At 68.9% G+C, this 25,409-nt stretch carries 19 protein-coding genes and 1 tRNA gene; 8 read left to right on the top strand and 12 right to left on the bottom strand.

All coding sequences use genetic code 11. The features are described from left to right. Window positions 1-107 precede the first annotated feature (107 nt). Both OG787_RS37490 and OG787_RS37495 read left to right on the top strand, forming a co-directional pair. On the top strand, window positions 108-1,607 hold the full coding sequence (locus OG787_RS37490) for a pyridoxal phosphate-dependent decarboxylase family protein (RefSeq protein WP_405538220.1): 1,500 nt from the start codon (window positions 108-110) through the stop codon (window positions 1,605-1,607). Further along, on the top strand, window positions 1,604-3,079 hold the full coding sequence (locus OG787_RS37495; protein WP_369035136.1) for a lysine N(6)-hydroxylase/L-ornithine N(5)-oxygenase family protein: 1,476 nt from the start codon (window positions 1,604-1,606) through the stop codon (window positions 3,077-3,079). Before OG787_RS37490 ends, OG787_RS37495 begins: the two co-directional genes overlap by 4 nt. Before the next feature lie 29 nt (window positions 3,080-3,108). Here OG787_RS37495 and OG787_RS37500 read toward each other — a convergent pair whose 3' ends face one another. Next, window positions 3,109-4,914, bottom strand: coding sequence for a bifunctional UDP-sugar hydrolase/5'-nucleotidase (locus OG787_RS37500; RefSeq protein WP_369035137.1), 1,806 nt, complete (start codon window positions 4,912-4,914; stop codon window positions 3,109-3,111). Window positions 4,915-5,064: 150 nt separating this feature from the next. Here OG787_RS37500 and OG787_RS37505 point away from each other — a divergent pair, with 150 nt between their 5' ends. Together OG787_RS37505 and pyk are read left to right on the top strand one after the other, a co-directional pair. Continuing rightward, window positions 5,065-5,781, top strand: a complete 717-nt coding sequence (locus OG787_RS37505) for an SIMPL domain-containing protein (RefSeq protein ID WP_369035138.1) — start codon at window positions 5,065-5,067, stop codon at window positions 5,779-5,781. A gap of 144 nt (window positions 5,782-5,925) precedes the next feature. Beyond that, a complete protein-coding gene (gene pyk / locus OG787_RS37510; RefSeq protein ID WP_405538223.1) occupies window positions 5,926-7,356 on the top strand; it encodes a pyruvate kinase in 1,431 nt (476 codons plus the stop codon). A 46-nt stretch (window positions 7,357-7,402) separates the two neighbouring features. Here the strand turns inward: pyk and OG787_RS37515 are convergent, their stop codons facing one another. Together OG787_RS37515 and OG787_RS37520 are read right to left on the bottom strand one after the other, a co-directional pair. Then, the gene (locus OG787_RS37515) at window positions 7,403-8,176 is read right to left on the bottom strand and encodes a transcriptional regulator (RefSeq protein ID WP_405538224.1); all 774 of its coding nucleotides are present in this window, start codon (window positions 8,174-8,176) and stop codon (window positions 7,403-7,405) included. A gap of 106 nt (window positions 8,177-8,282) precedes the next feature. Then, window positions 8,283-8,357, bottom strand: a tRNA-Leu gene (locus OG787_RS37520). Between the two features lie 100 nt (window positions 8,358-8,457). On the opposite strand from OG787_RS37520, the gene OG787_RS37525 reads away from it, so the two are divergent. Then, window positions 8,458-9,114: an ANTAR domain-containing response regulator gene (locus OG787_RS37525; protein WP_369035141.1), complete on the top strand. Its 657-nt coding sequence runs from the start codon at window positions 8,458-8,460 to the stop codon at window positions 9,112-9,114. An 81-nt stretch (window positions 9,115-9,195) separates the two neighbouring features. Here OG787_RS37525 and OG787_RS37530 read toward each other — a convergent pair whose 3' ends face one another. From OG787_RS37530 to OG787_RS37565, 8 genes are all read right to left on the bottom strand, one after another. Beyond that, a complete protein-coding gene (locus tag OG787_RS37530) occupies window positions 9,196-9,912 on the bottom strand; it encodes an ABC transporter ATP-binding protein (protein WP_369035142.1) in 717 nt (238 codons plus the stop codon). Beyond that, the gene (locus OG787_RS37535) at window positions 9,909-10,781 is read right to left on the bottom strand and encodes an ABC transporter ATP-binding protein (RefSeq protein WP_405538225.1); all 873 of its coding nucleotides are present in this window, start codon (window positions 10,779-10,781) and stop codon (window positions 9,909-9,911) included. The genes OG787_RS37530 and OG787_RS37535 overlap by 4 nt, the downstream gene beginning before the upstream one ends. Before the next feature lie 5 nt (window positions 10,782-10,786). Continuing rightward, on the bottom strand, window positions 10,787-12,646 hold the full coding sequence (locus OG787_RS37540; protein WP_369035149.1) for a branched-chain amino acid ABC transporter permease: 1,860 nt from the start codon (window positions 12,644-12,646) through the stop codon (window positions 10,787-10,789). A gap of 5 nt (window positions 12,647-12,651) precedes the next feature. Next, entirely contained in the window at window positions 12,652-13,581 is a 930-nt protein-coding gene (locus OG787_RS37545; protein ID WP_369035144.1) for a branched-chain amino acid ABC transporter permease, read from the bottom strand. A gap of 157 nt (window positions 13,582-13,738) precedes the next feature. Beyond that, window positions 13,739-14,956, bottom strand: a complete 1,218-nt coding sequence (locus OG787_RS37550; RefSeq protein WP_369035150.1) for a branched-chain amino acid ABC transporter substrate-binding protein — start codon at window positions 14,954-14,956, stop codon at window positions 13,739-13,741. A gap of 109 nt (window positions 14,957-15,065) precedes the next feature. Then, a complete protein-coding gene (locus tag OG787_RS37555; protein WP_405538226.1) occupies window positions 15,066-15,851 on the bottom strand; it encodes a hypothetical protein in 786 nt (261 codons plus the stop codon). Between the two features lie 274 nt (window positions 15,852-16,125). Beyond that, window positions 16,126-16,590, bottom strand: coding sequence for a PaaI family thioesterase (locus OG787_RS37560; RefSeq protein ID WP_369033632.1), 465 nt, complete (start codon window positions 16,588-16,590; stop codon window positions 16,126-16,128). Between the two features lie 46 nt (window positions 16,591-16,636). Continuing rightward, a complete protein-coding gene (locus OG787_RS37565; protein ID WP_405538227.1) occupies window positions 16,637-18,916 on the bottom strand; it encodes an FdhF/YdeP family oxidoreductase in 2,280 nt (759 codons plus the stop codon). 168 nt (window positions 18,917-19,084) lie between these two features. Between OG787_RS37565 and polA the strand changes: the two genes are divergently transcribed. Then, window positions 19,085-21,811, top strand: a complete 2,727-nt coding sequence (polA, locus tag OG787_RS37570) for a DNA polymerase I (protein ID WP_405538229.1) — start codon at window positions 19,085-19,087, stop codon at window positions 21,809-21,811. A 259-nt stretch (window positions 21,812-22,070) separates the two neighbouring features. Continuing rightward, complete coding sequence (locus OG787_RS37575) at window positions 22,071-22,298, top strand: hypothetical protein (protein ID WP_405538231.1); 228 nt, start codon at window positions 22,071-22,073, stop codon at window positions 22,296-22,298. Here the strand turns inward: OG787_RS37575 and OG787_RS37580 are convergent. Continuing rightward, complete coding sequence (locus OG787_RS37580; RefSeq protein ID WP_405538233.1) at window positions 22,256-23,191, bottom strand: DUF4184 family protein; 936 nt, start codon at window positions 23,189-23,191, stop codon at window positions 22,256-22,258. The two genes, OG787_RS37575 and OG787_RS37580, sit on opposite strands and share 43 nt — an antisense overlap. A gap of 433 nt (window positions 23,192-23,624) precedes the next feature. On the opposite strand from OG787_RS37580, the gene OG787_RS37585 reads away from it, so the two are divergent. After that, entirely contained in the window at window positions 23,625-25,373 is a 1,749-nt protein-coding gene (locus OG787_RS37585; protein ID WP_405538235.1) for a lytic transglycosylase domain-containing protein, read from the top strand. The last annotated feature ends 36 nt before the right edge of the window (window positions 25,374-25,409 follow it).

Raw genomic sequence — 25,409 nt, forward strand, 5'->3', positions numbered from 1 at the left:
CAACCCCCGTACCCCCTTTCGGGTTCCGATCGTTGGTCTTCCCGGGCGCGTCGCCCCCGCCCCGTCCAAGCTGGAACTCCCCAGCCACGCGCCCCGGGAGGACCACCATGAGCACGCCGCCCCTCGCCTCAGGCGCCGAAGGCCCCGACTCCCTGCGGCCGTTGCTCGACACGGTCCTCGACGCCCTCACGGACGGCGCACACGCGCGCGGCGGCCCCCTCCCGGCCGGCGGCCCCGAAACCGTCGCCCAGCGGGTCCGCGACGCCGCCGGAGACGTACTGCCCGACAAGGGCGACCCCAACGCCCTCTACGACCTCGTCCGCGCCCTCGCCGAAGGCGCCGCCGACCCCGCCCACCCCCACTGCGCCGCCCACCTCCACTGCCCACCCCTCGCCGTCGCCACCGCCGCCGACCTCGCCGTCGGCGCCCTCAACCCGTCCCTCGACTCCTGGGACCAGGCCCCGGCCGCCTCCGCACTCGAAGCCCTGGTCACGAGGACCCTCGCCGCCGAGATCTACGGGGGCGCAGAGGCGAGTGAGCCGAAGGGGCGCGCCTGTGTCGAGGGCGTGAGCGCGCGGAGGCCCGAAAGGTCGAGCACGGTCGCGGTCTCGACACAGGCCGCAGCGCCCCGGAGGCGAACCGAGCCGCCAAAGAAAGGTGACGCCCTCGTCACCACAGGCGGCACCGAGTCCAACCAACTCGCCCTGCTCCTCGCCCGCGAGGCACACCCGGGCGTCCGCCTCGTCTGCGGGGCCAACGCCCACCACTCCCTGCCCCGCGCTGCCTGGCTCCTCGGACTCCCCGAACCGGTCATAGTTCCCGCCCCCGCCGGCACCCTCGACCCCGCCGCCCTCGACGAGGCACTGACGGAACTGCCCGGCCCCCGAGGCTCACTCCTCGTCGCCGCCACCGCCGGCACCACCGACGCCGGACTCATCGACCCACTGCCCCAGATCGCCGCCCTCTGCGCGGCCCACGGCGCCCGCCTCCACATCGACGCCGCATACGGCGGCGGACTCCTCTTCAGCGAACGCCACCGCCCCAAAATCGCCGGCCTCGAACACGCCGACACCGTCACCCTCGACCTGCACAAACTCGGCTGGCAACCCGTCGCCGCAGGCCTCCTCGCCGTCAAGAACCCGGACGACCTCACCGCACTCGCCCACCACGCCGACTACCTCAACGCCGACGACGACACCGAAGCCGGCCTCCCCGACCTCCTCGGCCGCTCCCTGCGCACCACCCGACGCCCCGACATCCTCAAGATCGCCGTCACCCTCAAAACCCTCGGCCGCCACGGACTCGGCACCCTCGTCGACCAGGTCTGCGCCCACGCCCACGAGTTCGCCCGCCAGGTCCAGGCCCACCCCGGCTTCGAACTCCACGACGCGCCCACCATCAGCACCGTCCTCTTCCGGCCCACCCGAGCCACCGACGACGCCGTGGCCGCCGTACGCCGACAACTCCTCCACGAAGGCCGCGCCGTCCTCGGCCGCGCCCACCTCGACGGCCGCCTCTGGCTCAAGGTCACCCTCCTCAACCCCCACACCCGGCCGGACGACCTGGCCGCACTCCTGAAGCTGGTGGAAGGAAACACCTCCCGATGACACCACTGCCACCCCCCACGCCCGCCGACAACCCGGCGTCCGCCCCCGACCCCGAAACGCCCCACGACCTCGTCGGCATCGGCATCGGCCCCTGCAACCTCTCCCTCGCCGCCCTCGCCCACCCCCTCACCGAACTCGACGCCGTCTTCTACGAACAACACCCCCGCTTCGACTGGCACCCCGGACTCCTCATCGACGGATCGACCCTCCAAGTCCCCTTCCTCGCCGACCTGGTCACCCTCGCCGACCCCGCAAGCCCCTGGTCCTTCCTCAGCTACCTCAGAACCCGCGAACGGCTCTTCCCGTTCTACTTCGCCGAGCGCTTCCACATCCAACGCGCCGAATACGACGCCTACTGCCGCTGGGTCAGCGAGAACCTCCCCCGGCTCCACTTCGGCCACCAGGTCGACGCCGTCCGCTGGAACCCCGAACGGGACCTCTTCGAAGTCGACTACACCCAGGTCGACGCCGAAGGCGAAGCCGAAGCCCTCGGCCGCACCTACACCAAGAACGTCGTCCTCGGCATCGGCAGCGAACCCCACATCCCCGAACCCCTCAAACCCCTCGTCGAAGCCCCCACCGTGCCCGTCCTCCACGCGGCCGACTACCTCGCCCACCGCGACCGGCTCCTCACCGCCGAACACGTCACCGTCATCGGATCGGGACAGACCGGCGCCGAGATCTTCCTCGACCTGCTGCGCCACCGCCCCCCAGGGCGCGAGAAGATCCACTGGCTCGGCCGCACCGAGGCCTTCGCCCCCATGGAGTACTCCAAACTCGGCCTCGAACACTTCACCCCCGACCACACCCGCTACTTCCACGCCCTCCCCGAACCCGTCCGCGACCGCCTCGTCGCCGCCCAATGGCAACTCCACAAAGGCATCGGTGCCGACACCATCGCCGCCATCCACGACGAGCTCTACCACCGCACCCTCCACGGCGGCTGGCCAGAAGCCGTCCTCACCCCAGGCGTCCACGTCCGCACCGCAGGCCGCGTCGCCACCACCAAAGTCGAGCTCCACCTCGAACACACCCAACAAGGCACCCGCACCCGCCTCACCACCGACGCCGTCGTCCTCGCCACCGGCTACCAGGACCGCCCCCTCGACCGCATCCTCGCCGGCCTCGACCCCTACCTCCGCCGCGACAACAGCGAACGCCCCCGCATCGACGACCAGTACAGACTCGTCCTCGACCCCGCCATCACCGGCTCCGGCAGCCACGTCTACGTCCAGAACGCCGAACTCCACACCCACGGCGTCGGCACCCCCGACCTCGGCCTCGTCGCCTGGCGCAGCGCCTCCATCCTCAACTCCCTCACCGGCCGGGCCCCCTACCCCCTCCCGACCAGAACCGCCTTCACCACCTTCGGCCTCGAACAACCACTGGCCCAGGTCCCCACCCCCCGCCAGAGCCAGGAACGAGGAAAGGGCCAGCACCAAGTGCTGACCCCTCTCGTGGACGGAATCTGAGGCGACCCAGCCACAGACGCCGGACCGGCCTAGAACACAGGCGTACCGTCCCGCGTCAACTTCCAGTCCACCGAAGCGAACTCCTTCGGATCCAGCACACCCTTCGCCGTCACCCACTCGGAGATCCGCGTCCGGATCTCCGTCGACTCCGACCACACCTCCTGCGCCGACGCCACATGCGGGAACGCCCCACCACCATTGGCCCGGTAGTTGTTCACCGCGAACACGAACTGCTGCGCGTCATCCAGCGCGGCACCGTTGTAGGCCAGGTTCTTGATCCGCGAACCCGCCGCCTGCGCGATGTCGATGTCGTACGTCAACCCCGACACATAGTCGTAGTTGTAGTCCGGCCGGTTCGCCGCGTTCGTCAGCTTCTCCACGTCGACCACCGCGTCCGCGGCCGTCTGCACGAAGTACTGCGCCGAGTACTCCAGGTACGCCCGCACCTGCGCACCCGTCATCAACTTCGCGACCAGCGTGTTGTCGTACACATACAGACTCGACAGATCCCGGATCGTCACCTCACCCGCCGGGATCTCCGACGTCCGCGAGAACGGCGACGCCTGCGCGATCACCGGCAGCGACGCGTACGACGTCCCCACCAGCGCCGCCTTCACCACGTCCTCCTGGACCTTCGTGATCAGATCGATGATCGGAGCGTCCTTGTAACGCGCCTCCACCGTCGTCAACGTGTCCGTCGCCGTACCCACCACCTGATTGACGTACGCGACGACCACGTCGTGCTCGTCCTTCAGCAGCTTCGTGATCCTCGGGTCGTCCGCGACCGTCTTCGAGTCACGCACCGTCGCTGCCACCGACTCGACGGTCCACTTGCCCTTCTCGAAAACCAGCTCGATGTCGAACAGCGACAGCCGCTCCGCATACGCCAGCGGCTCCGACAGGACCACCGTCTTCCCCGTCGCCGTGTTCGTCACCTTCAGCTCGGCGATCTCCGTGTGCGCGTGCCCGACCAGAATCGCGTCGATCCCCGGCACCTGCTGCGCCACCAACGCCGCCGAGTTCTCGATGTACGGCAGCTGGTCACCGTACGAAGAAGTCCCCGAAGACCCCGAGTGCGCCGACACCACAACCACATCCGCGCCCATCGAGCGAAGCTTCGGCACCCACTTCGCCGCCTGCTCCTCCAGACCCGGGAACGTCAGCTTCCCCTGCACATACGCCTTGTCCCAGATCGCGATACCAGGATTCGTCAGCCCCAGCACCGCCACCTTTACCGGCGGAGCACCCTTCACATGGAACGTCTTCATGAAGAACGGAGGAAACGCCGGCTTCAGCGTCTTCGCGTCCAGCGCGTTCGCACCCAACAACGGGAAACGGCACTGCGACTCGAACTTCCGCAGCGTCTCGATCCCGTAGTTGAACTCGTGGTTGCCGAGCGCCACCGCGTCGTACCCGATGGCGTTCATCGCCTGCGCCATCGGGTGAACCGGCCCGCCCTTGGCGGTGATCGGGTCCACCTTCGCGTAGTAGTACGTCAGCGGGGTGCCCTGAATCGTGTCGCCCGCGTCGAGCAGCAGCGTGTTGCGACGCCCCTTCTCCTTACGGACCTGCTCCACCAGCGTCGAGATCCGCGCCAGCCCCTGCGCGTTGCCCTTCGCGTCGGAGTACTCCGCGTTCTTGAAGTAGTCCCAGTTGAAGATGTGCCCGTGCAGGTCCGTCGTGCCCATCACGGTCAGGGAGTACCGCTTCGCGGGCCTCGCGGGCTTCTTCGCCTCCGCGGCCTGCGCCGCCGGAGCCACGACAGCGCTGGTCAACGCGACCCCCGCCCCGGTCACAGCGGACTTCGTCAGGAACTTCCGGCGGTTCAACGGCATGTTTCGGGCTCCTCGGGGAATGGTCAACGACGCGCGTAGATTCTGACCCGAGCATGACCGGCCGCAACAGCCCCCGAAGGTTTCGATCTGATGACCGGCAGGGACGGGAACACGGCCCGCACCCCCACCATGAGTGACAGAGTGGGACGTATGACCTCCACCCCGGAGCACCCCACCGCCGTCCCCTACGGCACCCCCGACGCCCCCCGCATAGCCGTCCGAGGCGAAGCCCACCTCGAAGTCGACCCCGAGATCGCCCGCATCGGCATCACCGTCAGCGCACGGGGCACCGACCGCCGCACAGCCCTCGACGACCTCACCCGCCGCAACGCCACAGTGCTCGACCTCGTGAAAACGTACGGCGACGCCGTCGAACGCCTCGAAACAGGCGCCTTCTCCATCGCTCCGGAACTCACCAAACACGGCAGAGGAGAACGAGTCCGCGCGTACCACGGCCGCGTACACCTCACCGCCGAACTCACCGACTTCACCGCCCTCGGCGAACTCACCAGCCGCCTCGCCGACCTTGACCTCACCCGCGTCGACGGCCCCTGGTGGGCCCTGCGCCCCGACTCCCCGGCCCACCGCGACGCCCGCCGACAAGCGGTGCGGGAAGCGGTACAACGAGCCCGCGAATACGCCGAGGCCCTGGGAACCTCACTGGCGGCGCTCGTGGAACTGGCGGACGTGGGCGCGGAGGCAGCACAGCCCATGGGGTACGAGGTCCAGTCACGCTCCCTGCGCCGCGCCGCCTTCGCCGGAGCCGAGGTCGCGGACGAAGCGGCACCACTCGACCTGGAACCACAGCGGCAACAGGTGTACGCGCAGGTGAACGCCCGCTTCACCATGGTGCCGCCGCAGCTGTGAAGAGGGTACTTAAGTAACCGCCTAACGCTCATCGGAGCGACCCTGCGCACAATTCAACACTTGTCAATAACCCTTCACGCAAAGGTTGTTGAGTAGTCATGCAGGGCCAATTCCCTACCCACCGGTAAGGCCTACGCTCGAAACATGCGCCGAGCAAAAATCGTCTGTACTTTGGGCCCCGCCACCGACTCGTACGACCAGATCAAGGCACTGGTCGACGCCGGAATGGACGTCGCCCGCTTCAACCTCAGCCACGGCACCTACGCCGACCACGAGGTGCGTTACCAGCACGTCCGCAAGGCAGCCGACGAAACCGGCCGCAGCATCGGCCTCCTCGCCGACCTTCAAGGCCCGAAGATCCGACTCGGCCGCTTCGCCGAAGGCCCCGTACTCCTTGAACGCGGCGACACCTTCACCATCACCGTCGAGGAAGGCGTCGAAGGCACCCAGCACACCTGCGGAACCACCTACGCCGGCCTCGCCGCCGACGTCACCCCCGGCGAACGCGTCCTCGTCGACGACGGCAAGGTCTGCCTCGAAGTCACCGCCGTCGACGGACCCCGCGTCCACACCAGGGTCGTCGAAGGCGGAGTCATCTCCGACCACAAGGGCCTCAACCTCCCCGGCGTAGCGGTGTCGGTGCCCGCCCTCTCCGACAAGGACGAGGCGGACCTGCGCTGGGCGCTGCGCACGGGCTTCGACGTCATCGCGCTGTCCTTCGTCCGTAGCGGACGCGACATCGAAGACGTCCACCGCATCATGGACGAGGAACACCGCCGCCTCCCGGTGATCGCGAAGGTGGAGAAGCCGCAGGCGGTCGAGGCGATCGACGACATCGTGGCCGCCTTCGACGGCATCATGGTCGCCCGCGGCGACCTGGGCGTCGAGATGCCGCTGGAACAGGTCCCGATCGTCCAGAAGCGAGCGATCAAACTGGCGAAGCGCAACGCCAAGCCGGTCATCGTGGCGACGCAGATGCTGGACTCGATGATCGAGAACTCCCGCCCGACGCGCGCGGAGGCGTCGGACGTGGCCAACGCGGTGATCGACGGCACGGACGCGGTGATGCTGTCCGGCGAGACGAGCGTGGGCAAGTACGCGATCGAGACGGTCCGGACGATGGCGAAGATCGTGGAGGCGGCCGAGGAGGACATCCTGGACAAGGGCCTGCCCCCTCTGACGGAACGCAACAAGCCCCGTACGCAGGGCGGTGCGGTGGCCCGTGCGGCGGCGGAAATGGGTGACTTCCTCGGCGCGAAGTTCCTGGTGGCGTTCACGCAGAGCGGCGACACGGTGAAGCGGTTGTCGCGCTACAGGTCCCCGATCCCGCTCCTGGCCTTCACTCCGGACCCGGCGACGCGCTCGCAGCTGACGTTGACGTGGGGGGTGGAGACGTTTCTTGGCCCGCACGTCGACTCGACGGACGCGATGGTGGACCAGGTGGACGAGCTGTTGTTGAAGTACGGCCGCTGCCAGAAGGGGGATGTGGTGGTGATCACGGCCGGCTCGCCGCCCGGCGTCTCGGGGTCGACGAACCTGGTGCGGGTCCACCACATCGGCGAGGACGACAAGTAGGCGTGGAGTTGGAGGGCCCCTCCTGGGCGGAGGGGCCCTTTGGGGTTCAGTGCTTGGGGCCTACGTGGGCGTCCATGAGGGCTACGGAGGCGCGTCGGGCAACAGAGATGTTGAAAGGGTCGCTGCCGCGGGCGAGGGTGGTCCATTCGACGCCGACTTTGTCGAGGGTGTCGCTGAAGAGCCCACGGATGTCGTCCGACTTGTTGGAGAAGAAGTAGCGGGGATACTCGTAGCGCTTGCGCTCCCCAGCGATGATCTTCGTCGTCCAGTTGGTGATCCGACAGCCGTCGGAGTGGATGAGGCCGCGGATGAATTCCCAGGGGTGCGCATCGACGATGGCTTGCTGCCAGGGTTCTAGGACGATGGGGCGCTCGTGCTTTTTGCCGGGACCGTGTTGGGGAAAGAGGCACGGCCAGTGCTTGCTTGAGCTGGTGACCGCGAAGCAGCCTTGCTTGTTCACCCGGCACACGTTGTTGTCAGGGCGGACCGCGCGGAGCGCCCTTTCACATGCGTCGACGACACCAGGCCATGCCTTGTCCAGGAAGACGCGCATGTAGTAGACCCCCTTTCGATGAGCGCTGATGTAGCCGTCGCCGAGGTAGAGGCCTAGCAGGTAGGCGTACGCGGCTTGATCCTCAGGCGGACGCGGCGGGTCCTCGCATCTGGGGCAGGGCAGACCTCTGCGGCTGTGGGGCTCGATGCGGTGCTGCCAGCTGCGGATCGCGGCCCGGGATATCCCCGTCTCTTTGCTGACGGAGTTCAGGCTGCGTCCCTGGCTCACCAGCACCAGGGCTCGCTTGCGAGTACCAATGTCGTACATGTGGACACCCTGTGCGAGTGATCGCCGCGACACGCAGCAAAAAGCGGACGTTCACCGGAACGGGAACATCCGCTTCTTGGGGGAAACCTTGGAATTGAAGGAAAAGTGCCCCGGGTCGGACTCGAACCGACACTGTATGGGTTTTGAATCCATTGCCTGCTGCCAATTGGGCTACCGGGGCCCAGTGAATCGAAGGTTTGCCTCGACCCGCTGCCCGACTACCTTACCGCAGCTAGGTACGCTCTTGTCAGCAGCACCCCTGGCCTGATCAAGGAGCCCCCGTGACCGCCCCCGAGTCGCCCCAGCCCGCAGACGCGCCCGACGACGACAAGTCGCACGTGCCTCCGCTGACGACCCGTGTCGTCATTGCCGAGGACGAGGCGCTCATTCGGCTCGATCTCAAGGAGATGCTCGAAGAAGAGGGCTACACCGTCGTCGGTGAGGCCGGTGACGGTGAGGAGGCCGTGGAGCTCGCCCGTGAGCACCGGCCCGATCTCGTCATCCTCGATGTGAAGATGCCCAAGCTCGACGGCATCTCGGCGGCCGAGAAGATCGCCGAGGAGTCCATCGCCCCGGTCCTGATGCTCACCGCCTTCTCGCAGCGCGACCTCGTCGAGCGGGCCCGGGACGCCGGCGCCATGGCGTATCTCGTGAAGCCGTTCAGCAAGAGCGACGTCGTCCCGGCGATCGAGATGGCCGTCTCGCGGTTCAGCGAGCTGCGCCAGCTGGAGAACGAGATCGCGGACCTGACCCAGCGTCTGGAGACCCGCAAGCTCGTCGACCGTGCCAAGTCGGTCCTTCAGACGGAGTACGGGCTGACGGAGCCCGCCGCCTTCCGGTGGATCCAGAAGACGTCCATGGACCGGCGGATGTCCATGCAGCAGGTCGCCGAGGCCGTCATCGCCGACGCCGAGGAGAAGAAGGCCGCCAAGGGCTGACGTAGCCCCGCAGACGGAGTACGAGGAGGCCCGCATCCCCAACCGGGGGTGCGGGCCTCCTCGTACATCACGTCGAAGAACTCAGTCCTCGCCGAGGTACGCCTTGCGTACCGACTCGTCGTGGATCAGGTCCTGGCCCGTGCCGGAGAGGACGATGTTGCCGACCTCCATGACATGGCCCTGGTCGGCCAGGGACAGCGCCGCCTGGGCGTTCTGCTCGACCAGGAGGATCGTCGTACCTGTCGATTTCAGCTCGGAGATCGTCGCCATGATCTTCTGCATCATGATCGGGGAGAGGCCCATGGAGGGCTCGTCGAGCATGAGGAGCTTGGGCTGGGACATCAGGGCGCGGCCCATGGCGAGCATCTGCTGTTCACCGCCCGAGAGGGTTCCCGCGGCCTGGTTGCGGCGCTCTCCCAGGATGGGGAAGAGGTCGTAGGCGCGCTGGATGTCCTTCTCGATCCCTTCCTTGTCCTTCCTCAGGAACGCTCCGAGCTGGAGGTTCTCGAAGATGCTGAGGCGGGGGAAGATGTGCCGGCCCTCGGGGGAGTGGGCGAGGCCGAGGGAGACGATCTTGTGGGCCGGGACGCCGTTGAGGGGCTTGCCGTCGAACAGGATCTTGCCGGAGGTCGGCTGGAGCAGCCCCGACAGGGTGCGCAGGGTCGTCGTCTTGCCGGCGCCGTTGGTGCCGATGAGGGTGACGACCTGGCCTGCCTCGACGCTGAAGGAGATGCCCTTGACGGCTTCGATCTTGCCGTACGAGACCCTGAGGTCCTCGACTTCGAGGAGTGCGGTCACTGGCCTTCTCCCTTCGTGCTGGTGGTGCTCGCCGCGTCGGCGGCGGCTTCGGCGGCCTCGACCTCGGCTGCTTCCGCCTGGCCGGGGTCGCCCTCGAAGGGCTCGCCGAGGTAGGCGGCGATAACGCGTTCGTCGGCCTGGACGACCTCGGAGGTGCCCTCGACGAGCTTCTCGCCCTGGACGAGGACGGCGACGCGGTCGGACAGGTTGAAGACGAAGCGCATGTCGTGCTCGATGAGGAGGACGGCGATGCCCTTGTCGCGGATGGCGAAGACCAGGTCCTCGGTCGCCCGCGTCTCCTGGGGGTTCATGCCCGCCGTCGGCTCGTCGAGCAGCAGAAGGCCCGGCTCCGACGCCATCGCTCGGGCGATCTCCAGCTTGCGCTGTTCGCCGTAGGGGAGGTTGCGGGAGAGGTGGTCCCGCTTGTGGGCCAGGCCGATGAACTCCAGGAGTTCCATGGCGCGTTCTTCGCTCGCCTTTTCGGCCTTCTTGAAGCCGGGGCCGCGGAGGAGGGCGGACCAGAGGCCTTCCTTGGTGCGGGTGTGGCGGCCGACGAGGACGTTCTCCAGGACCGTCATGTTGGCGAACAGACGGATGTTCTGGAACGTACGGGCGATGCCTGCCTGGGTGACCAGGTGGGGCTTCGGGGGGAGGACGGTTCCCTTGTAGGAGACCGTGCCCTCGGTGGGGACGTACAGGCCCGTGAGGCAGTTGAAGAACGTGGTCTTGCCGGCGCCGTTGGGGCCGATGAGGCCGACGATCTCGCCGCTGTTGACCGTGAAGTCGACGGAGCGGACGGCGGTGAGGCCGCCGAAGCGCATGGTGACGTTGCGCGCTTCGAGTACGGGGGTGGGTGTGCTTGTGGTCATGGTGGTTACGCCCCCGCCTTGGTGACGGCCGGATCGTCGGCGAGTGTTTCTGTGTCGGGTACGTCGAGCTGGCCGGTCTCGTGGAATTCGAGCTGGTTGCGGCGGTTGGCGATGATGCCCTCGGGGCGGAAGCGCATGAGGACGATCAGGGCGATGCCGAACGCGAGCAGCGACTTGTCCTGGAGGAAGACGAGCTTCTCGGGCAGCAGGTAGAGCAGGGCCGCGCCGAGGATCGGGCCGGCGACCGTGCCCATGCCGCCGAGGACCACCGCGGCCAGGAGGAACGCCGAGTTGGGGGGCGTCGAGCCGGCGAACTGGTACGGGGTGGGTACGACGCTGTAGGTGACGTGGGCGCTGACGGTGCCGGCGAGGCCGGCGAGGGAGGCGCCGAGGGCGAAGGCGATGAGCTTGACGCGGAAGCCGTTGATGCCCATGGCGGTGGCGGCGGTCTCGTCCTCGCGGATGGCGATCCAGGAGCGGCCGATGCGCGAGTCGGCGGCGCGGGTGTAGACGAGTACCACGATCGCCATGATCAGGACCATGAGGAGGTAGTAGTTCGCGAACCGGCCGAGGGTGAATCCGCCGACGTCGTGGGCTTCGCCGAAGTTGAATCCGAAGAAGTCGAGGTCGGGGATGGACGGGATGCCGTTGGGCCCGTTGGTGATGTCGGGTCCTGAGACGCCGTCCATGTTGTTGACGGCGATGCGGAAGATCTCTCCGAAGCCGAGGGTGACGATGGCGAGGTAGTCGCCGCGCAGTCGCAGGGTGGGGGCGCCGATGAGGACGCCGAAGATGAGCGATGCGGCGGCGCCGGAGAGGGCGGCGGCCCAGAAGGGGAACTGGACGCCGGAGAACTTGGAGAACTCGGAGCCGGAGACGAGGGCGGCGGTGTAGGCGCCGACGCCGAGGAAGGCGACGTATCCGAGGTCGAGGAGGCCGGCGAGGCCGACGACGATGTTGAGGCCCAGGGCGACGGTCCCGAAGATCAGGATGTTGACGCCGATGTTGGCGTAGTGGTCGTCGGTCTGGGTGAAGGGGAACGCGATCGCGGCGGCGAAGCCCATGGCCAGTGTGAAGCCGCGGTGGTGGGCGACGAGCCGGGAGAAGCGGTCGGTGAGGCCGGCGGAGTGCAGGGCCCACATGGCGAAGACGACGAGTATGAGGTAGCCGATGAACAGCTCGCCGTACTCGGTGTCGATGCCGTAGGTGAAGACGCCGAGGCCGACGGCGGTGACGGCGGTGATGATGGCGCGCTCGACCCAGGGGGCGAGGGCTTCCGGCGCGGGGACGCGGTCGGGCTTGCCGATGTAGGCGACCAGGCCCTTGAGGCCGGCGATGACTATCCGGCTCTGGGAGGGGATGCCGCCCTTGCGCAGGCCCGCGGCGTAGGCCGCCTTGGCGTTGCGGGTCTCGTCGGCTGCGGCGGGGAGTGCGAAGGCGCCGATGACCGCGAGGAGGGAGGCGACGGCGGCGACGTAGGCGCCCGGTTCGAGGTTGACGAGGCCGTCGAGGTTGACGGCGATCGCGATGACGGTGAACCAGGTGGTGCCGAAGGTGCCCAGGGCGGTGAGGACGGTGGGGCCGTTGTTGCCGGCGGGCAGGAGCCAGCCGAGGCCGCGGATGCCGTAGCCGGCGAGGGCGAAGAGGGTGATGAGGAGGCCACCGGTGAAGGTGAGCCACTGGAGGCCGCCGGGGTAGCCGGTGATGGTGAGGTCGCCGGGGAACTCGGAGGTCCAGGTCCAGGCGAGGAAGGCGGAGGCCGCGGTGGCGATGCCGCCGACGAGGGTGAGGGCGCGGGCCGCCGCTGCGGGCAGGGGGATGAGACCCGGCTCGGGGGCGGTCGTCGTCTTGGTGAGGTCGGTCATCGTGATCACGCCCTGTCCGCGACGCGTTCGCCGAGCAGGCCTTGTGGCCTGACGAGCAGGACGATGATGAGGAGACAGAAGGCCCAGACGTTGGCCCAGCCCTGGCCGCCGAGCTGCTGCATGCCGGGGATGCCGTCGATGTAGGCGGAGGCGAGGGTCTCGGCGACGCCGAGGACGATGCCGCCGAGCATGGCGCCGTAGATGTTGCCGATGCCGCCGAGGACGGCCGCGGTGAAGGCCTTGAGGCCCATCAGGAAGCCCATGCGGTAGTCGACGTTGCCGTACTTGAGGCCGTACGCGACAGCTGCGACGGCGGCGAAGAAGCCGCCGATGGCGAAGGCTATGACGATGATGCGGTTGGTGTCGATGCCCATGAGCTGTGCGGTGTCGGGGTCCTGCGCGGTCGCCTGCATCGCGCGGCCGGTGCGGCTGCGGTTGACGAAGAACGCGAGGCCGGACATGCAGACGATGGCGGCGACGATGAGGAAGATGTCGGCGTCCTTGATGGTGACGGAGCCGATGTCGTGGGTGGCGTCGAGGCCGGGGAAGGCGCGGGCCCGGTCGGCGTCGGGGTAGAAGTTGCGGACGACCTCCTGGAGGGCCAGGGAGAGGCCGATGGCCGTGATGAGCGGTGCCAGTCGTGGTGCTCCGCGTAGGGGGCGGTAGGCGAACCGTTCCGCTCCGACGGCGATGAGGATGGCGACGAGGGCGCCGCCGATCAGCATCAGGGGTACGGCGATGGCCATCGCCGTGTTGTCGGGGAGGACGTAGAAGTAGACCGTGAGGGCGCCGAAGGCCCCGGTCATGAAGATCTCGCCGTGCGCGAAGTTGATGAGCTGGACGATGCCGTACACCATCGTGTAGCCGATGGCGATCAGCCCGTACATCGAGCCGAGGAGCAGCCCGTTGGCCAGCTGCTGCGGCAGGGTGTTCACCGCGTGGCCTCCATGTCGCTGGTGGTCGTGTGCACTGGATGCGTGCCGGGTGGGGGTTGGGGTGTGAAAACGGGCCGCGCGGTGGGGGTCCTCCTGCCGCGCGGCCCGTGATGCGTGGTGCTGGCCGTGGATCAGCCGGTGAGAGCGCTCAGCCTGTTCAGCTGCCGGCCGTACCGGTGTGGACGGCCTTCCAGGCGCCCTTGACGACCTGGTAGACGGTGAGCTGCTTGTTGCCCGTGTCGCCGTACTCGTCGAAGGAGACCTTGCCGGTGATGCCTTCGAAGTCGGACTTCTGGACGGCGTCGACGACCTTGGCACGCAGGTCGTTGGTGTCGGGGAGCTTGCCGTCGTTGGCTTCCTTGACAGCGCCTACGGCCTTGATGATGGCGGTGGCGGCGTCGTAGGAGTAGCCGCCGTAGGCGCCGTAGTCACCCTTGTAGCCCTTGGCCTTGTACTCGGCGACGAAGGCCTTGGCGCCGGCCAGGGTGTCGACGGGGACACCGACGGAGGTGACGAGGTCGCCCTCGGCGGAGGCGCCGGCGGTCTCGATGTAGGTGGTGGCGTACATGCCGTCACCGCCGAAGAGCGGGATCTTGACGCCGGCGTCCTTGAGCTGCTTGGTGATCAGCGCGGACTCGTCGTACTGGCCGCCGTAGTAGAGCAGGTCGGCGCCGGAGGTCTTGATCTTGGTGACGAGGGACGCGAAGTCCTTGTCGCCGGTGTTGACGTGGTCGGTGCCGGCGATGGCGCCGCCGAGGCCCTTGAACTGCTCGTTGAAGATGGAGGCCAGACCGGCGCCGTAGGTCTGCTTGTCGTCGACGACGAAAGCCTTCTTCTTCTTGAGGTTGTTGTACGCGTACTCGGCGGCGAAGGTGCCCTGCAGCTCGTCCGTGGTGGCCGTACGGAAGTACGTCTTGTACGGGCGCTGCTTGTTGGTCTGCCAGTCCTTGCCCAGGGTCAGGGTCGGGTTGGTGTTCGAGGGGGAGATCTCGACCATGTTGGCCGAGGCGAACACCTGCTGCATCGACTGGGCGACGCCGGAGTTCAGGGGGCCGACAGCGCCTACGACGTTGTCGTCGCCGACGAGGGCCGTGGCGTTGGACTGGCCGGTGGCGGGCTGGGCCTTGTCGTCGAGGGCCTTGACCTTGAACTTGACCCCGGGGACGAGGTTGTTCTTGTTGGCGTCGTCGACGGCGATCTGGACGCCGTACTGGATACCGAGGCCGGTGGTCGAGTTCTCACCGGAAAGGGGGGCGTCGACGCCGATGGTCAGGGTGGTGGTGTCTCCGCTGTCGCCGTCACCGCTGTCGTCTCGGGAGCCGCACGCGGTGAGGGTCAGAGCTCCGGTGGTGAGAATGGAGGTGAGTATCACCAAAGAACGCTGTCGCACAATCAGTCCTTTCCGCAGACGTGTCGTCCCTGAGGGATGCGACATATGCGGCGCTGGTACCGAACTCCCGGTGGAGCGGTGACTGGCCGTGACTCTAAGCCCGGTCTACGCGCGGGGGCATCGGAGTGGGCTGGCTTGTGACTTTCTTGTTATGACGTGCTGGTTGGTATGGCTTGGGGGAGTGAGGTTTCAGCCGGTTTGGCCAGAACTGTACTCGGTCCACATTTTGAGAATGTGCACTTCCCGTTGCCCGTGGGCTTGGCCGCGCGGGCAACGGGTCGCAGGCCGCTCTGATCAGCTGGAACAGGTCGTCCGGATAGGCGCCGCCGAAGATGAAGCTGTGGCGTTGTATTGCACGCGTGTTACGGAGCGTTACGTCAAGAAATGGCAGGTCGGCGTCGAGGGGGAAGTCCGCGCAGTCGACCACGGATATCTGGACGGTGATCCGACGGGTGGTCCCGGCGTTGACGGTGGTGGTCTCGGCGGGCGATATCCGGGCGGTGAGTCCGTCGAAGGCGGCGCCGGTGACGCGCACGGTGACGGGCGGCCCGCTGTGTACGGTCACCGCGAACCGGAACAGGCCGCTGGCGGGGGTGGAGTCGAAGGTCGCGGCGAGTCCCGTGTACCGGAACGTGGTGACGGTCGCGGGCCAGGGCATGGGGATGAGGGCCTTGTCCGGTGCGGACGGGCTCGGGGGCAGGAGGACGACGACGCCGGTTGCCGCGGCAGCGAGTGCGGCGCCCCCGAGAGCCGCTCTGCGGACACGCGGGGACAGTGCCTGCCAGCGGTCCGCGAGGCGTGGTGTGTCGGCACCGATGACTTCGTAAGTCTCTTGCGCGTCCGGCGAGTTGACGGGTTCGACGGGGCCGATGCCGGTCATGGTCGCAGCCTCATGGGGGGAACGGTAGTGCCTCCGGCGGAGGGGCGGTGCAGCCCAGGTCTGGTTTGTTCTCGCCCCCGCCGCCCCTACCCGTCCCATCCCTGGGGGCTGCGCCCCCAGACCCCCACTTATCGGCCTGAACGGCCTCGTCCTCAAACGCCGGACGGGCTGGGTATCTCAGCCCGTCCGGCGTTTGAGGACAAAGGGGGTTCGGGGGCGGAGCCCCCGAGGATGGGACGGGTAGGGGCGGCGGGGGCGAAGAAAACCCTGCGCCTCAGCTCGCCGCCGGTGCGTCCCGCAGCAGGCACGTCAGGCGTGCCGTGCACACCCGCTTGTCGTTCTCGTCCGTGATCACGATCTCGTACGTCGCGGTCGACCGCCCCCGGTGGACCGGCGTGGCCACCCCGGTGACCAGACCGGAGCGGGCGCCCCGATGGTGTGTGCAGTTCAGGTCCACGCCCACGGCGATCTTCGTGCTGCCCCCGTGCAGCATCGACCCCACCGACCCGAGCGTCTCGGCCAGCACCGCGGACGCGCCCCCGTGCAGCAACCCGTACGGCTGGGTGTTGCCCTCGACGGGCATCGTGCCGACGACCCGCTCGGCGGACGCCTCCACGATCTGGACGCCCATCCGGTTCCCGAGGTGTCCCGCGGAGAACATGGCGACCACGTCGACACCGAGTGCCGCGTACTCGTCGATGACCTCTTGCGGGAACTTCACGTGCTGCTGCTCACCCATGGGCCCGGCTCCGTTCGTCGCGGTCTGCGTCCGCCTGAGCAAACGCTCAGTCGGTGGCCGATTGTTCCAGACGTACGACAACGGACTTGCTGGCCGGGGTGTTGCTGACGTCCGCGGTGGAGTCCAGCGGGACCAGGACGTTGGTCTCCGGGTAGTAGGCCGCCGCGCAGCCCCGCGCCGTCGGGTAGACCACGATCCGGAAACCGGGCGCGCGCCGCTCGACGCCGTCCTTCCACTCGCTGACGAGGTCGACGTACGACCCGTCGGCGACCCCCAGGGCCCGGGCGTCCTCGGGGTTCACGAGGACGACCCGGCGGCCGTTCTTGATGCCCCGGTAGCGGTCGTCCAGGCCGTAGATCGTGGTGTTGTACTGGTCGTGCGAGCGCAGCGTCTGAAGCAGCAGGCGGCCTTCGGGGAGCTTCGGGAACTCGACGGGCGCCGCGGTGAAGTTGGCCTTGCCGGTGGCCGTCGGGAAGCGGCGCTCGTCGCGCGGGGCGTGCGGGAGGGTGAAGCCCGCGGGGTCGGCGACACGCGCGTTGAAGTCCTGGAAGCCGGGGATCACGCGCGCGATGCGGTCGCGGACCGTGGCGTAGTCCTTCTCGAACTCCTCCCAGGGCGTGCGGGACTCCTCGCCCAGGACGCGCCGGGCCAGGCGGCAGACGATGGCCGGCTCGGAGAGGAGGTGCGTGCTCGCCGGGTCCAGACGGCCCCGGGAGGCGTGCACCATGCCCATGGAGTCCTCGACCGTCACGAACTGCTCGCCGCTGCCCTGGAGGTCGCGCTCGGTACGGCCGAGGGTCGGCAGGATGAGGGCACGCGCGCCCGTGACGACGTGCGAGCGGTTGAGCTTCGTCGACACGTGCACGGTGAGGCTGGCGCGCCGCATGGCGGCCTCGGTGACCTCGGTGTCGGGGGAGGCCGAGACGAAGTTGCCGCCCATGGCGAAGAAGACCTTCGCCTCGCCGTCGCGCAGCGCCTGGATCGCCCGTACGACGTCGTAGCCGTGCTCGCGGGGCGGGGCGAAGCCGAACTCCTTCTCCAGGGCGTCGAGGAAGGCGGGCGCGGGGCGTTCGAAGATGCCCATCGTGCGGTCGCCCTGGACGTTGGAGTGGCCGCGCACCGGGCACACGCCGGCGCCGGGGCGGCCGATGTTGCCGCGCAGGAGAAGGAAGTTGACGACCTCGCGGATGGTGGGCACGGAGTGCTTGTGCTGGGTCAGGCCCATCGCCCAGCACACGATGGTGCGCTCGGAGGCGAGGACCATGGAGAGGGCTTTTTCGATCTCCGTGCGCGTGAGGCCCGTCGCGGTGAGGGTCTCGTCCCAGTCGGCGGCGCGGGCCGCCTCGACGAACTCCTCGTAGCCGTGGGTGTGTTCGCCGACGAAGGCCTCGTCGACCGCGCCCTCTGTGTCGAGGATCAGCTTGTTGAGGAGGCGGAAGAGGGCCTGGTCGCCGCCGATGCGGATCTGTAGGAACAGGTCGGTGAGGGCGGCGCCCTTGAGCATGCCCTGGGGGGTCTGCGGGTTCTTGAAGCGTTCGAGGCCCGCCTCGGGCAGCGGGTTGACGCTGATGATCCGCGCGCCGTTCGCCTTCGCCTTCTCCAGGGCGGAGAGCATCCGGGGGTGGTTCGTGCCGGGGTTCTGGCCGGCGACGATGATCAGGTCGGCCTTGTAGAGGTCCTCCAGGAGGACGCTGCCCTTGCCGATGCCGATGGTCTCGGAGAGGGCGGAACCCGATGACTCGTGGCACATGTTCGAGCAGTCCGGGAGGTTGTTCGTGCCCAGTTCGCGGGCGAACAGCTGGTAGAGGAAGGCCGCCTCGTTGCTGGTGCGGCCCGAGGTGTAGAAGAGGGCCTCGTCGGGCGAGCCGAGGGCCTTCAGCTCTTCGGCGACGATGCCGAAGGCGCGGTCCCAGGAGACCGGTTCGTAGCGGTCGGCGCCCTCGGGCAGGTACATGGGGTGGGTGAGGCGGCCCTGCTGGCCGAGCCAGTAGCCGCTGCGGCCGGCCAGGTCGGTCACGGTGTGCGCGGCGAAGAACTCGGGGGTGACCCGGCGCAGGGTGGCTTCCTCGGCGACCGCCTTCGCGCCGTTCTCGCAGAACTCCGCGGCGTGCCGGTGCTCGGGCTCGGGCCAGGCGCAGCCCGGGCAGTCGAAGCCGTCCTTCTGGTTGACGCGCAGGAGGGTGAGCGCGGTGCGGCGGACGCCCATCTGCTGCTGGGCGATGCGGAGGGTGTGGCCGATGGCGGGCAGTCCGGCTGCGGCGTGCTTGGGGTCGGCGACCTGCGGCGCGTCCTGGACCGGATCACTCTTGGGCGGCTTGCTGGCCATTGCTGAACCCCTTCGCTTGCACGTGTCTCTCCGCCTGCACGTGGTGTGCGTGCGCACGGTTCACCTGTGCGTGTGCCACCTCATCGATCCTCGCACGCGGCACTGACAAGGGTGGTGTCAGGTCCCGGGCGGCCCGCGTTGTCAGTGGCACGTGGCAGGATCGGGGTCGTGGCAGAGACAGCATCGAAGAAGACCGAGAAGACCTCCGGCACGGGCCGCCCCCGGCTGATGCTCATGGACGGGCATTCGCTGGCGTACCGCGCGTTCTTCGCGCTGCCCGCGGAGAATTTCACGACCGCGACGGGACAGCCGACGAACGCGATCTACGGCTTCGCGTCGATGCTCGCCAACACGCTGCGCGACGAGGCGCCCACGCACTTCGCGGTGGCGTTCGACGTGTCCCGCAAGACCTGGCGCTCCGAGGAGTTCACGGAGTACAAGGCGAACCGGTCGAAGACACCGGACGAGTTCAAGGGGCAGGTCGAGCTGATCGGCGAGCTGCTCGACGCGATGCACGCGGAGCGGTTCGCGGTCGACGGCTTCGAGGCCGACGACGTCATCGCGACGCTGACCACGCAGGCCGAGGCCGAGGGTTTCGAGGTGCTGATCGTCACCGGCGACCGGGACTCCTTCCAGCTGGTCACCGAGAACACGACGGTGCTGTATCCGACGAAGGGCGTCTCGGAGCTGACCCGGTTCACTCCGGAGAAGGTCTTCGAGAAGTACGGGCTGACGCCGGCCCAGTACCCCGACTTCGCGGCGCTGCGCGGCGACCCGTCCGACAACCTGCCCGGCATTCCGGGGGTCGGTGAGAAGACGGCGGCGAAGTGGATCAACCAGTTCGGGTCGTTCGCGGACCTGGTCGAGCGGGTCGAGGAGGTCAAGGGCAAGGCCGGGCAGAACCTGCGCGACCACTTGGACGCCGTCAAGCTCAACCGCCGCCTCACGGAGATGGTCCGGGACGTCGAACTCCCGAAGACGGTCACGGACCTGGAGCGCGCCGCGTACGACCGTACGGCGGTGGCGATGGTCCTCGACACCCTGGAGATCCGGAACCCGTCGCTGCGCGAGCGGCTGCTGGCCGTCGATCCGGGCGCCGAGGAGGCCGACGCGGGACCGGTCGCCGAGGCCGGTGTCGAGGTGGACGGGACGGTGCTCGGCACAGGAGAGCTGGCCCCCTGGCTCACCGAGCACGGCACGGCGGTCCTCGGTGTCGCCACGGTCGACACCTGGGCGCTGGGCAGCGGCTCGGTCGCCGAGGTCGCGCTCGCGGCGGGCGGGGGAGCGGCGGCTTGGTTCGACCCGGCGGAGCTGGACCAGGCCGACGAGAACGCGTTCGCGGCCTGGCTGGCCGACGCGGAGCGGCCCAAGGTGTTCCACAACGTCAAGGGCGCGATGCGGGTCTTCGCGGAGCACGGCTGGACCGTGGCCGGGGTGAGCATGGACACGGCACTCGCTGCGTACCTGGTCAAGCCGGGTCGCCGTTCCTTCGACCTGGACGCGCTGTCCCTGGAGTACCTCGGCCGTGAGCTGGCGCCCGCCGCGACGGCGGACGGCCAGCTGGCCTTCGGCGCGGACGACGGCGCGGAGGCCGAGTCCCTGATGGTGCAGGCCCGCACGATCGTCGACCTGGGCGAGGCGTTCGCCGAGCGCCTCCAGGAGGTCGGCGCGGCGGATCTGCTGCGGGACATGGAACTGCCGACGTCGGCGCTGCTGGCCCGGATGGAGCGGCACGGCATCGCGGCGGACCGGGCGCACCTGGAAGCCATGGAACAGATGTTCGCGGGCGCGGTGCAGCAGGCGGTGAAGGAGGCGCACGCGGCGGCCGGCCACGAGTTCAACCTCGGCTCGCCCAAGCAGCTCCAGGAGGTCCTCTTCGGGGAGCTGGGCCTGCCGAAGACGAAGAAGACCAAGACCGGCTACACGACGGACGCGGACGCCCTGGCGTGGCTGGCGGACCAGACGGAGAACGAGCTGCCGGTCATCATGCTCCGCCACCGAGAGCAGGCGAAGCTGCGCGTCACCGTCGAGGGCCTGATCAAGACGATCGCGGCGGACGGCCGTATCCACACGACGTTCAACCAGACGGTCGCGGCGACGGGCCGGCTGTCCTCCACGGACCCCAACCTCCAGAACATCCCGGTCCGTACGGACGAGGGCCGGGCCATCCGGCGCGGCTTCGTGGTCGGCGAGGGCTTCGAGTCCCTGATGACCGCGGACTACAGCCAGATCGAACTCCGGGTGATGGCCCATCTCTCGGAGGACGAGGGCCTGTTGGAGGCGTTCACGTCCGGCGAGGACCTGCACACCACGGTCGCCTCCCAGGTGTTCTCGGTCGAGCGCACGGCGGTGGACGCGGAGATGCGCCGCAAGATCAAGGCGATGTCGTACGGCCTGGCGTACGGTCTGTCGGCGTTCGGCCTTTCCGGTCAGCTGAACATCGACGCGGGCGAGGCGCGGGTCCTGATGGACACGTACTTCGAGCGCTTCGGCGGGGTACGGGACTATCTGCGCCGGGCCGTCGACGAGGCGAGGGCGACGGGCTACACGGAGACCCTCTTCGGCCGCCGCCGCTATCTCCCCGACCTGAACAGCGACAACCGTCAGCGTCGTGAGATGGCCGAGCGCATGGCCCTGAACGCCCCGATCCAGGGCACGGCGGCGGACATCGTCAAGATCGCCATGCTGAAGGTGGGCCAGGCGCTGGAGCAGGCGGAACTGAAGTCCCGCATGCTGCTCCAGGTCCACGACGAAATCGTCCTGGAGATCGCCCCGGGCGAGCGCGAGGCGACGGAGGAACTGGTCCGACGGGAGATGGCGGGGGCGGTGCATCTGCGTGCACCGCTGGATGTGTCGGTGGGCTCGGGGCTGGACTGGGAGTCGGCGGCACATTAGCTCCGCCGGTCGTGCGGTTCGTTGCCGGGCGCGGGCCCGGTGGGGCTTCTCGCGCAGTTCCCCGCGCCCCTAAAGGACCCGGCCCTGCGGGCCGAAAAGCATGGGGCGCAGCCCCTGCTTTTCAGGGGCGCGGGGAACTGCGCGAGAAGCCCCACCGGGCCCGCGCCCGACAACGAACCCGCCCAACCCCCGGAGGGCCCGTCACTCGCGTGGCCCCCGCAGACACGCCTCCTCAGGGCATGCCCACCAGGATGCGGGCATGGGTATACGCATGCTCAGCCGCCGGACAGGTTCCGTGCGGGCATTCGCGGCCGACGCGAGCACCATCCGCGTTCCCGGCAGCAGCCCCGTAACCGCACACCTCGTCCCGCGCACCGACCGGGCCCGGCACTTCTGGGCCGGCTGGAAGAAGCGCCGGTGGCTGCACCACCCCCTCCGCACCGGTCAGCGGGACCCCGTACGCCCCCCGGCGCGCCCACCCGCGTGATCGTCCGCGTGCCCTTCTGAACGACCCTCCGCAGGATCTTCCGTACGGCCTTCCGGGCGGCGGCGCTGGTCCCCAGGGGCAAGATTCCCTGCCCGTTCCCCGGGCCGCCAGGCCCGCACCCCCGCCGCGTACAGGAGCAGTCCCGGCAGCAGGCCCGCGCCGATTCCGAAGCACAGGGTCGGGATGACCTCCCACGGCTTGGCCGTCGAGCCCCAGTGCGCCCACCAGCGCAGCACCCGCTGTACCGCCCCCACCGTCGCGCAGCCGCCGATCACGGCGCAGGCCAGCCACCGGTCCCGTACCGACAGCGCCGGTACGCCCGTCGGCCTGCCCGCGCCGGTCCGCCGTAGGGCGTAGTACACGAACCCCGCGATGACCACCGCGGCCAGCGCCGAGCCGCCGTACTGCAGGTACCAGAACAGAGGCGAGCCGCGCAGTTCGCTGTCGAGCACGGGGAACAGCCGTACCCCCCACCGGTCGTGGTGGGTGAACGCGTCCCAGACGACATGGGTGAGGGCGCCGAGGGCGGCCGAGGCATACCACCGGAGGAACAGGGACGGGGTCACCCGCGCGCGTGGGGTTCCGCAGCCCAGCAGGGTCGCCGTCGGGCCCTGGTGGGCGCGGGGCAGCAGGGCCACCAGGGGCTCGCGCAGGAACAGCCACAGGCCCACCAGTGCCCAGGCGACGGCCACGTCGACGGTGAAGACGCCGGGGAAGGAGTGGGTGAAGGTGCCGAACTCCATCGCCTCGGGCAGGACGCTCGCCGCGAAGTAGGTCAGGTCGGGGGAGAAGGAGCCGGTGACGAGTACCGCCGGTACCAGTCGGCCGCGTCCGGTTCCATCGGCGCGTACGGCGGGCAGTACGGCCGCCGCATGGCTGAGAGTGAACGGCAAGTGGGCTCCCTGGAGCGGATGTTGGTCAAGGGCGAAACCGCCCCGGTGATCATCGGCGTCCAGTATGCGGGACGGCCGCACGCTGCGGCGGGCGGTGACAGGACGGTCGGAGAGGTGAATGAAATGCCGCGTGCGGGCCACCCGCGCCTGCGGAACGCGACAGAATCACAGGTGGTCAATCGGTGAATAACGGGCACGAACGGGTGTCCGTGCAACGCAAGTTGTCGTAGGGTCGCCTGGGTCGGCCTGCTGGGGAGCATGGTCGAACACCGAAGCGCAATGAAGGCGTAACACGCGAACAAGGCGCGAAATCGGGCGAAATGGCCGGATTGCAAGGCTGACCGAGACTGCTCGGGACTGGTCCGGATCGATCGGAACCGGGCAAAAATAGGCGGAACAGGGCGACTTGTCGCCCACGGGAGGGGTTCTCTGTATGGCGGCGTACATCGGCAGGAGGCTCCGCAAGGGAGCGGCGACCACCGCTGTGGCCGCGCTCGCGGTCGCGGCTCTGTCCGCGTCCCAGGCTCCGGGGGTGGTGGTCGACGACCAGGGCAGACGGACCGCCAGTGACTCCCAGCCCACGCCCGACGCGACGGCCGACGACAGCGCGAGCGCGACCGGCAACTCGCCGTACTACACGGACCTTCCGCCCCTGAACAGCCCGAACCCCAGTCCGAGCCCGTCGCAGTCGTCGACCATCGGTACGCCGGTGTCGCGCGGCGAGGCCGAGGCCGGCATCCCCGCGACCGTCCTCGACGCCTACAAGAAGGCCGAGGCGGCGCTGGGCACGGCCAAGCCCCAGTGCAACCTGCCCTGGCAGCTCCTCGCGGCCATCGGCAAGGTCGAGTCGGGCCAGGCCCGCGGCGGCCAGGTCGACGCGAACGGCACCACGACCAGCCCGATCCTCGGCCCGCAGCTCGACGGCAACGGCTTCGCGCTCATCCGGGACACCGACAACGGCGAGTACGACGGCAACAGCAGCTACGACAGCGCCGTCGGGCCCATGCAGTTCATCCCGTCCACCTGGGCGTGGGCGGGCCGCGACGGCAACGCCGACGGCAAGGCGGACCCCAACAACATCTACGACGCGGCCCTCGCCGCCGGCCACTACCTGTGCCGGTACGGCTGGGACCTGTCGACGCAGGCCGACCTGAACCGCGCGATCCTCAGCTACAACAACTCGACGGACTATCTGAACCTCGTGCTGTCGTGGCTGGAGTACTACCGCAAGGGCACCCACGAGGTCCCGGACGGCACGGGCACGGTGCCCGTCAACCGCAGCGACGGCAACTCCGGGTCGAGTTCCACGCCGTCGCCGAGCACGACGACGCCGAGCACCGGCCCGAGCACGCCGGGGACGAGCACCCCGGCCCCGCCGAAGCCGGACAAGCCCACCGTGCCGAGCCCGACCCCCGTGCCCACGCCCACCGACACGGTGCACCACCTGGAGGACGCGGGTACCGCCAAGCTCACCGCCATGGCGGGCGACACGTTCACCAAGAAGATCAGCACGCGCGCGGAGACCTCGGCCGGCAAGGCCGTCGGCAAGGTCAGGATCCGCTTCACGATCGTCGGCGACACCGACACCACCTTCACCGGCGGCGAGAGCGTCGCCACGGTCGTCACCAACAGCGTGGGAGTCGCGGTCGCGCCCGCGCTCGAGGCGGGCGAGAAGACAGGCGACTTCACGGTCCGCGCGGTCGTCGTCGGCCGTACGGTCGGCGCCCTCGACTACTCGGCCACCGTCACCGCCCGCGCCGCCGACACCCTCGCCCGCACCGGCACCACCGCGCTCACCTGCGTGGCGGGCGGCGAGTTCGCCGACCAGGTCGAGGTGAAGGCGACGTACGACGGCGCCGTCGCGGACGGCGTCGCGGCCACCGCCACCCTGATCACCTCGGCGTCCGATGCGACCGTGAACGACAAGGGCCCCTACTTCAAGGACGCGGACGGCAACACGGTCCGCACCCTCACGGGCCTCGAAACGGACGCGAACGGCCTGCTCAAACTGCCGAAGCTGTACGCGGACGACACCGCGGGCACCTTCCTGCTCCGCATCACCACCACCGGCGGCGCCACCCTGACGGTCGAACTGACCGTGACGGCGGCACCCACCCCCACGGAATCGGCGACCCCGACGGAGTCGGCAAGCCCGTCGGCCTCCGCCTCCCCGAGCGCGTAAAGGTTTCTACGCGTTCATACGTACGACTGCGGCACC

The organism is Streptomyces sp. NBC_00075 (assembly GCF_045041225.1).
In the GTDB taxonomy this organism is placed as follows: domain Bacteria; phylum Actinomycetota; class Actinomycetes; order Streptomycetales; family Streptomycetaceae; genus Streptomyces; species Streptomyces adonidis.